The organism is Clostridium sp. (assembly GCF_036781005.1).
Classification (GTDB): Bacteria; Bacillota; Clostridia; order Clostridiales; family Clostridiaceae; genus Clostridium_B.
Genome location: NZ_DAIQBT010000063.1, coordinates 1 through 9500, shown reverse-complemented (window position 1 = coordinate 9500; position 9500 = coordinate 1). Strand labels below are relative to the sequence as shown.

General features: G+C 28.8%; 11 protein-coding genes and 1 pseudogene. 8 read left to right on the top strand and 4 right to left on the bottom strand.

What is annotated here, in order from left to right; all coding sequences use genetic code 11:
* The 6 genes and pseudogenes from V7Q02_RS15375 to V7Q02_RS15350 form a co-directional block, all read left to right on the top strand.
* A partial coding sequence (locus tag V7Q02_RS15375; RefSeq protein ID WP_333861965.1) for a hypothetical protein occupies positions 1-194 on the top strand: 194 nt, incomplete at its 5' end.
* A gap of 370 nt (positions 195-564) precedes the next feature.
* Entirely contained in the window at positions 565-1266 is a 702-nt protein-coding gene (locus V7Q02_RS15370) for a DUF4352 domain-containing protein (RefSeq protein WP_333861963.1), read from the top strand.
* A 779-nt stretch (positions 1267-2045) separates the two neighbouring features.
* Positions 2046-2360: a BMC domain-containing protein gene (locus tag V7Q02_RS15365; RefSeq protein WP_333861962.1), complete on the top strand. Its 315-nt coding sequence runs from the start codon at positions 2046-2048 to the stop codon at positions 2358-2360.
* 116 nt (positions 2361-2476) lie between these two features.
* A complete protein-coding gene (locus V7Q02_RS15360) occupies positions 2477-2659 on the top strand; it encodes a DUF5320 domain-containing protein (RefSeq protein ID WP_333861961.1) in 183 nt (60 codons plus the stop codon).
* Positions 2660-2776: 117 nt separating this feature from the next.
* Positions 2777-3258: pseudogene (gene def / locus V7Q02_RS15355) on the top strand (peptide deformylase).
* Positions 3259-3379: 121 nt separating this feature from the next.
* Positions 3380-3754, top strand: coding sequence for a DUF134 domain-containing protein (locus V7Q02_RS15350; protein ID WP_333861960.1), 375 nt, complete (start codon positions 3380-3382; stop codon positions 3752-3754).
* 254 nt (positions 3755-4008) lie between these two features.
* Here the strand turns inward: V7Q02_RS15350 and V7Q02_RS15345 are convergent, their stop codons facing one another.
* Positions 4009-4551 (bottom strand): superoxide dismutase family protein, encoded by a 543-nt coding sequence (locus tag V7Q02_RS15345; protein ID WP_333861959.1) that lies wholly within the window; start codon positions 4549-4551, stop codon positions 4009-4011.
* A 446-nt stretch (positions 4552-4997) separates the two neighbouring features.
* Between V7Q02_RS15345 and V7Q02_RS15340 the strand changes: the two genes are divergently transcribed.
* Positions 4998-5309, top strand: coding sequence for a hypothetical protein (locus V7Q02_RS15340; RefSeq protein WP_333861958.1), 312 nt, complete (start codon positions 4998-5000; stop codon positions 5307-5309).
* Between the two features lie 145 nt (positions 5310-5454).
* On the opposite strand, the gene feoB is transcribed toward V7Q02_RS15340, so the two are convergent.
* Together feoB and V7Q02_RS15330 are read right to left on the bottom strand one after the other, a co-directional pair.
* Entirely contained in the window at positions 5455-7572 is a 2118-nt protein-coding gene (gene feoB / locus V7Q02_RS15335; RefSeq protein WP_333861957.1) for a ferrous iron transport protein B, read from the bottom strand.
* A gap of 11 nt (positions 7573-7583) precedes the next feature.
* The gene (locus V7Q02_RS15330) at positions 7584-7859 is read right to left on the bottom strand and encodes a FeoA family protein (protein ID WP_333861956.1); all 276 of its coding nucleotides are present in this window, start codon (positions 7857-7859) and stop codon (positions 7584-7586) included.
* A gap of 266 nt (positions 7860-8125) precedes the next feature.
* Between V7Q02_RS15330 and V7Q02_RS15325 the strand changes: the two genes are divergently transcribed.
* Positions 8126-8524: a hypothetical protein gene (locus V7Q02_RS15325; protein ID WP_333861955.1), complete on the top strand. Its 399-nt coding sequence runs from the start codon at positions 8126-8128 to the stop codon at positions 8522-8524.
* Positions 8525-8693: 169 nt separating this feature from the next.
* Here V7Q02_RS15325 and V7Q02_RS15320 read toward each other — a convergent pair whose 3' ends face one another.
* Positions 8694-8996 (bottom strand): hypothetical protein, encoded by a 303-nt coding sequence (locus V7Q02_RS15320; protein ID WP_333861954.1) that lies wholly within the window; start codon positions 8994-8996, stop codon positions 8694-8696.
* Positions 8997-9500: the final 504 nt, after the last annotated feature.

Sequence of the window (9500 nt, the reverse complement as noted above, 5' to 3'; positions counted from 1 at the left end):
AGGTGCGATTAAGACGCTCTACTATTTGCTTTACCCAGCGAAACTCTTCAGATACAGCATCATCATTAGTAAGTCCTATAACTTGTGTAACATCAAAGTCCCAGCCATATAGTAATAGTGTGTTCAAAATTTTCAAATTGCATACAATATATAGAAAACAATTTCAATTAAAATATAAGGTATTTTTCAAATAAAGATTTTTATAGTAAAAGCTCTGGCAGTACCAGGGCTTTTATGAATTATAGTAAAAACATATTAAGTGAGATAATAAAATATTTATAGAAGTATTATTATTATTATATCCAAATTCACTACATTTAAAACAAAAGAAAGCTTTATATCTAAAATTTATTTACATATATTGTAAAATAGTATATCATATACTTATGAGGTCAACATTCCTGAATTTATTATTATTTACAACTAAATATATTCTCCAAGCCTACTAGAAAAATCTCTGGTAGGCTTTACTTTTATGTCTAAATATGGACAAACTGTTACTATATTTGTTACTATATTGTTACAATATAAATAAAAATATACATAAATAAGGGAGGAATTTCATTGGAAAATAACAACATGACAAAATGTAAAGCGTGTAATGCAGATATCGCAAAAGGCGTTAGTAAATGTCCTCATTGCGGCAAAGACCAAAGAAATTGGTTTATGAGACATAAGGTATTATCAGTAATAATTATTTTAGTAGTGTTAGGTAGTATTGGAGCTCTAAATGGAAATGATGAGAAAGACACAGCAGTTAAAACTAGCACAAATGACACAGTTCAAACTAAGCAGGAAACGACCCAAAATAAAACAGAAACAAATAAAGATGAATCAAAAGAAGAACAAACAAGTTATAAAATGGGGGATGTGATAAAAACAGATAAATTTGAAATTACTATTAATTCCATTGAACAAAAGTCTCAAGTAGGAGATGAATATATTCAAAAAACACCATCAGAAGGTGGCGTATATGTGGCTGTCCAATGGCAATATAAAAATATTTCTGACAAGCCAATAGGGAGTTTTTCCGTCCCAAGAATAAATTTATTGGACAAGAATAAAACAAAATATAGCACTGATATTGACGCATCAGGCACTTTTGCAACAGAAGTAAACCCAGATGAAAAAATTGTAAGTGATTTAAACCCCGGAATTACTGTAAAATCTGCTGATGTATTTGAAGTTTCTAAAGATTCATTTAACCAAAGTGGGTGGAAACTTTTAATCAATGCAGATAAAGATATAAATGTAGATGTTAATTAATGTAAGTCTCCAGCTTTACTTTAGCTGGAGGTTTTAAATTAGATAGTCTATAAATAATTTGCAGTAAGATAAATAGCACATATATTAATGTAGAAACTTTTATGGTTTAATTACGGTGGCGAAGATGAATTTGCCACCGATTTGTCACCGTAATATAAAAAACCGTATGTTTACGTATTTTTATTTTATAAGACATATATTACTGTAAACTTAGGTATACCAATGCTTTACAAGAATTTATTTGAACACAATTTTATTTATAGTACCACTTGAAATATAATACAGAACTCGGCTTATAGACTTACTTACCCATTGAAAACACTAGGCTTGTAGCTTGGTGTTTTTTATTTTGCCATACTAATTATTGTTTTAGTGCTAAAGTATAAGCATAAGATTAAAAAGGTAATTAGCATTTGACAATAATCTATAGTTAAGAGTAAAATTAAAGTAGCACATGCTAATATATAATGCAGTTTTATTTCCATCTATGGTATAAAACTGGATAGCTTCCATTATTCTTAAAAGAATTGAATGTAAATGTTGTCATTGCAAGAGGTATCAATAATACATATAACGATAAATTTCTGAAAAGTGCTTTCAGGACAGAAGGTTTTAAGCTTACTACTCCAAGTATTATAAATAATTTTTTTATAGGTTTATTAGAAAATATCGTAATAATATTTAGGGTGAAGCAGAGATGCTGAACTTTATAATATATAAAAAAAACAAGCTCTTTGAGTTTTCGAGAGCCTATTTTTAATAAAAGAGGGGGATGACGGATGAATATAAGGATTATAGATGGTATATTAACAGGAACGTTAGAAATACTCTATAGAAAAATTATGGATCCTAAAATTAGAGATCTTATAGAAAAAAGTGGAGTAACAACTGTGGGTTTGTGTAGCGGTAAATTTGTTGATATGATAGTTGCTAGTGATATTGCTGAAAAAGCTGCTAATGTTATAGTAAGTGAAATTTCGGGTTTGTGTCCACAGCATACTATTTGTATAGGAATTTTTGGAGATACAGGTTCCGTGAAAAGTGCATTAAAGAGTATAGAAAATAATTTCAAGTCTGAAAAAATTAATAAATAAGGCAATGGAGAAATGTGTAAGTTTAAATATATTTAGTTATTGACATAAACCTAAAATAGACTATAATATTCATAAAGGTCATATACCTAAAATAAAAATGAAAAGGAGATGAGTTTATGCCAAGAAGAGATGGTACAGGTCCAATGGGAATGGGTTCGAGGACTGGAAGAGGTATGGGATCATGTAATATGATCAGTCCTCAGAATCAAAAAGATTTACTTACTAAACAAAAAGCTAGTCTCGAAAATAGACTTAATTTAATCAACAATAAATTGAATACTTTACAGAATGACGAATAAATAAAGGGTGGTTTTCCACCCTTTATTTATAAAAAGCAAAATGTATAATATTTATTTATGAATATTATTTTAAATATAAAATAATGCTACTTAAATCTTATTATAAGGAGAAAAAATATGGCTTTAAGAATTATTAATAGTTATAAAAAAATTATATATTAAGAAAAAAATCCAAATATATTGATGAAATAGACAAAAGCACATTAGAGTTGATAGAGGATATGGCGGAAACAATGTACAAAGAAAATGGTGTAGGATTGGCTGCGCCACAGGTGGGAATACTCAAAAGAGTAATTGTTGTTGATATTGGTAAAGGACTTATAAAACTTATAAATCCTGAAATAATAGAACAAGAAGGTGAAGAACAAGATGTAGAAGCTTGTTTAAGCATTCCAGGAATAATAGGGGAAGTTAAACGTCCATATAGAGTGAAAATTAAAGGATTTAATGAAAATTATGAAAATATAGAAATTAAAGCTATAGGATTGCTTGCAAGAGCTTTTTGTCATGAAATTGATTATCTTAATGGTATTTTATTTATTGATAGGGTTGTCCCTGGAATTATTAGGGATATTGGTATATGGAGATATAACTTTTAATAAGTAGCTAAAAATAAAATATATTATAATGTTTATCCAAGTATAGGGGCGAAAAAGTAAATGAGTTTACAATAGAGTACAAATACTATAGAAATAAGAGAACTGGGGAGGTGTGATAATAATGGCAAGACCACGAAAATGTAAGAGAGTTTGTGCATTGCCAAAAGTTGGTGAATTTGGGCCTTTAAATGTATCTAAAGATGCAATTGAATCTATAATAATGACAGTGGAAGAATACGAAACCATAAGACTTATGGATTTAAAGGGATTAAATCAGGAACAATGTGCATATACCATGGGAGTTGCACGTTCTACGGTTCAAAGAATATATGATGATGCACGTAAAAAAATAGCCGACAGTTTAGCTAATGGAAAAATGTTAAAAATAAAAGGAGGTGACTATAAACTTTGCAGCGATTTTGGAGATAAAGAAAATTGTAACAGGTGTATTTGTCACAGGCATAAATATGGCAGGAACATGAATTTTAAAGGTTGAAAATATTTATTATTGTAATAGGTACTAGAACAGGAACATTGAAATATGCAACTATAGTATATTTAGATTTATCAATAAATTGTGTAGTATATTCCAACTCATTGAAAAAGGCTAGTATCTGTGGTTACAGGGTACTATAAATTTAAATGTAACTATCAGAAAAGGAGAGGTAAATACCTTTCCTTTTCTGAAGTTGAAAAAATATAAGGCACCCATTAATAATACTCAAATGAGTGAAGTGAATTCATTACTCATTAATTATATACAGCCTTAATAACACCACAGGCCAGTCTTTTGCCAGATGCTCCAGAAGGTTGAGTTTTATAGTCATCTGGACTTTCATGTATGATTATAGATTTTCCAATAATTTGAGCAACGTTAAATTTATCTGTAAAAAAAGTCATTCTAGAATGACCTTTATTAGAAAAGAGAACGGGAAAGTCTCCTGCATGATTACCATGAGGCTGGTTAGTTGGATTCCAATGATCTCCAGCAGATTTGAATGGGTCTGAAGGAGTACCAACAGTACATGTACCATTTTGGTGTATGTGAAATCCGTGTGGACCAATTTGAGGATTTCCATTGGTGGCAGGTCTATAAGAAGGCAATCCATTAACTTCCACAGAAACTTCAGTTCCTCCATGTACTTGAGTAAAGGTAACGGTACCTCTTATATTAGGAGCTAAGGGGCCTCCTGTTATATGAGCTATAGCTTTTCTGACATGTATATTTATAGCATTTCTGTATTTAAAATGATAATAATTTACAAAGGGACAGTTATATTCATGAAAATACATTATATCCTCCATATTAAATACTTCAATTTATGTTATGAAGAAACTTTTAAAATAGTTACTAAAATATGAATTATTACACAAAGAGTTTAATAAGTGTGTGGAAGGGATATATTTATGCTAGAATGTATTTTAAAAGTAGACAGTTTATAAATAATTTGCTAAAATACACTAGGACGTGTCTGAAAACTCAAAAATGAACAAATAAAATTGCTAAACAACAAAAAAGTAAGAGTAATGTATGTCAATGAAAGGCTATTTTATGTTAGCAAATTACATTAATTAAACTATTTGTATAGTAAAAAATAGTTTTCAGACACGCCCTAGGATAAATGAATCATATTAATGTAGAAATTTCAGTAATTAAATAGTATAGCAGGATTTTAGGTGGATATAGGCAGTTTTATATCTTAATCTGTAAATTACTTAATATGGGGAGGGTAATGGTAATGGAGCAATATAAAAATTTAAATATATCGGAAAGTGAAACCGATTTACAAATTAATATAGAAAATGTATTTGTGGATATAAAGTTAATACTTAATGTCTGTGAGGATGGATTTAAAAAGGATAAAGGCATGTATACTATGACAGTTTTTGATATTGCAGATAAGGTTAAAGATAAAATTTCTAATGAGAATATTTCTATACAATTATGCGGATATAGTGGAAATATAATGAAAATGAAAAATGCAGTTATAAGTTATGTCGAAAATGATATTATAGTTAAATCAAAACAGTATACAAAAATAATCAAATAAATGTACAGTAGAGAATGAGTATGGTTATATGCTTGGATAGGTTCTTCTAAAGTTCAAATGGGAAATAAACATTTTTAATCTGTTCCACTAGAATTACCTGATAAATAAGTTTTATTTGAATATTAGAAGAACTTGATAATTATAGTTAACCTAGATTTAAGGATTTAAATATTATGGTTGTTATAAAACATACAACAATAGCTATACTGGTTGGGATAAGTGCTGAAAGTGCTGTCCACTTTAAACTACCTGTCTCTTTTTTTATAGTTAAAAGAGTGGTAGCGCATGGCCAGTGTAATAAACTAAATAACATAGTGTTTAGGGCTGTAAGGTAGGTCCAACCGTGATCCAGCAATATTTTTTTTAAAGATTCTATGCTTTCGAATTCAATTAGGGAACCTGTTGATAAGTAACACATTAATAATACTGGTAGTACTATTTCATTGGCAGGCAACCCCAATATAAATGCCATCAATATAAATCCATCAAGGCCTATAAGTTTAGAAAAGGGATCTAAAAAAGCGGCCACATGACCTATAATATTTAAGTTGCCAATGTATATATTGCTAAGTATCCAAATTATAGCACCAGCTGGAGCAGCAACTACTATGGCTCTAAAGATTACGAATATGGTTCTATCAATTATGGAAGTATATAAAACTCTACCTATTTGAGGTACCCTGTAAGGAGGAAGTTCCAAAGTAAAACTAGAAGGAATTCCTTTAAGTATGGTTTTAGATAGTATATAAGATACTAATAGAGTTATAAGTATACCTATGACAACTAGCACTGTTATAGCTAATGCGGGTAAGAAGCTTAGATTATTACTGCCTTTAGCAACAAGAAATATGCTGGATATAGCTATTAAGGTAGGAAATCTTCCATTACATGGAACCAAATTGTTAGTTAAAATTGCAATAAGACGTTCCCGTGGAGATTCTATTATTCTGCAGGATATTATACCTGCTGCATTACATCCAAATCCCATACACATTGTTAAGCATTGTTTACCGTGAGCACAGGCTTTCTTAAATAGATGATCAAGATTAAAGGCTACTCTTGGTAGGTATCCTAAATCCTCAAGTATTGTAAATAAAGGAAAAAATATTGCCATTGGAGGAAGCATAACAGATATAACCCAGGCCATGGTTCTATAAAGTCCAAGTATTAAAATTCCATGAAGCCATTTTGGAGCATTTATATTGTTAAACAATAAAGTAAGTTTATCTTGTATACTAAAGAGTAAGTCCGCTATTATAGAAGAAGGTACGTTAGCTCCCGCAATAGTAATCCAAAATATTATTGCTAAAGTTAAAAGCATTAGTGGGATACCAAAAATTCTTGAAGTAATATAGTTATCAATCAGCCTGTCTTTATTTATTTTAGATTTATCTTCTTTTACATATTTGCAACTGATTTCTTCTGCTTTCTTGTAAATATCATTTAAAATGTCGTCTCTTATGTTTATTTTATCTTTATATGAGATGGATGAACTTACTGTTTTTAATAATTCTTTTAAAGACTCATTATCTATGTTACTGGAGAGAAGATCTATTAATTTTATATCACCATCTATAAATCTTAAAGCAAGCCATCTTGAATTAATATAATTTATTTTATCTTCAATAAGAGTTTGTATGGGTTTTATTTTTTTTTCAATGTAGTCTTTATATATTAATATTTTGGGTATAGGTGTGATTTTACCTATAGTAACATTATAAACCGTTTCTTTCAATTTTTTTATGCCTAAGCCACTTCTAGCAGCACATAAAACCACAGGAATGCCTAGTTCATTTTCTATTCCACTAGCATCAATAATGATATTTTTCTTTTTTGCTTCATCTATAAGATTAATACAAAGAACTACATTACTAGTGATTTCCATTATTTGATAAACAAGATTTAGATTTCTTTCAAGACAAGTTGCATCAGTAACTACTATTACTGCGTCAGAATTACCAAAACATATAAAATCTCTTGCTACTTCTTCTTCTATTGAAGATGCGAAAAGTGAATAGGTTCCAGGAAGATCTACTAGTATGTTATCTTTACCATTATGTGTAAATATTCCTCTTGCATTTACTACTGTTTTTCCCGGCCAATTACCAGTATGTTGATGAAGTCCTGTAAGTGCATTAAAAACCGTGCTTTTACCGGTATTAGGGTTGCCAGCAAGAGCAATAATACATTGATCTTCCTCTTTTTCAATTCTAAGTAAATCCGATAAAGAATTATTTTTAGTAGATTGAAATGTTAAACCCATCATGAACCTCCTTACATAATATTTGTTTTGATTACAGAAGATAGGTTGTTGCGTGAATTTTTAGTTGAATTCACTAAAATCAAAGATGATTCTTCGTTTCTAAGAGCTATCATAGCACCCCTTATGTTATACACAGTAGGATCACCAGAGGGGCCTTTCCGTATTACTTCTATTTTAGTACCTTTAGTTAAGCCAAGTGCAAGCATTCTTTCTCTTAATATTCCAGTAGATAATAAATCGTCAATTATAACATAATTCCCTATAGGGACACTATTAAGTTTTAACATAAAATATCCTCCCCAAAAATAAATCAATCCAATATTTTAAGAATAATGAATACTTTTATGGATTAATATTTATAAAAATCATGTGCGTATTTGAATTTGTTTCATATGACTAAATTTGTTTCCTAAAGCTAACTTTAATATTAATGTATGCTGTTAGTTTTAAAAGTGTTACATAAGAATAAAAAAATTTTAATAAAGTAGTAATTGCAGCATATATTTTATTAAAAGTATTTTTTTATTTATAATTTTAAGGAGGATAGATGTTTATGAGGGAACAACTTCTAAGTGTATTGGTTCAATTTATCTTAGGGATAGTTGGAATAATAGCAGCATATGTACTTAAAAAAGTTTCAGATGCGTTAGAATTACAAAAGCAGTCTATTGTGGCAAGAAAAGGAGCGGATAATTATAATCATGCTATTAGTATTGCAAAAGGTATGTATTATGTATTGGAGGAGGAATTTAGTTCTGTAAAGAAAGCAGGAAAAAAGAAAAAGGATGAAATGGAAAAAAGATTGCTGCAGGTAATACCAGGACTTACACAAAATGAATTGGATTCTATAAATAAAGAAATATGTAATAGTGTTGAAAAAATAAGTGAAAAGGTATTAAAATCTGAGGAAGTAAAACAAGTGAATACAGATAATATATTAAAGGGTGAATAGAGTTAAAAGAATTATGCAAATAATAAAAGAGCTGTAATGCTCTTTTATTATTTGCATAATAAGATTCATTATTTATAAAAGTAGAAAGATTATACATGTTATGAAAATAATTAATTATATTGCATGATGTGTTTAATCATGCAGAATAAGATGCTCTTTAATTCAGACTCTATAAATCTTCATTTTCAATGACCACTTTAAGGTTTTCCTCCACATATATACTATCTAAATCTACTTTTTGCTCTTTAATAAAAAATTCAGCTAGTCTATGTATTGTGGTATCTCCATACATAGGTACATTTTCTTCACTTTCTAAAATATATTTTATATTTTGGTTAGAGGGGTTTATAAATTTTTTAATTCCCCAAAGTTTACAATAATTTGTAGAATGTTTATCTTGTTTTATAGATATGCTTTCAGTATTATGGTCATAAACAAAAGTATGTTCTTCGTCTAATATTTTAATTTTCATGATTAATATTTCTCCTCCCATGTTTTTTATATATTTATTGCATAATAAATATTAAAGAAAGTCAATACATTTTAACTTATTATTAAAGAATTTTTTTAATAGTTATGTTTAATAAAAAATTATTTTTCATTTTATTATTATATTATCATATTCAATATGTTATGCAATTTATTGATTTATGTAATATTTATCCGAACACTACCATTTATCAAGGGATTCTTTACTATAGAAAAATGATTATATGCATCTTAATCTTAAAATAACTTATCTATAAGTATGTTTTGCTTTTGGAAAAGTAGAAGTATAGGTTATTCTGTTCTTTGTATAAATAGACTTTTAGGATAAAACAGTGAAAGATAAATAAATATGAAAAAAATATTTAAAAAATGTTGACAAGGGTAAAATGAGATGATATACTATAAAAGCTGTCTGGGAAAACGGGCAGCAGGAAAGATTGAAAATGATCCTTGAAAATTAAACAGAATGAAGAAGATAGGTAAACTT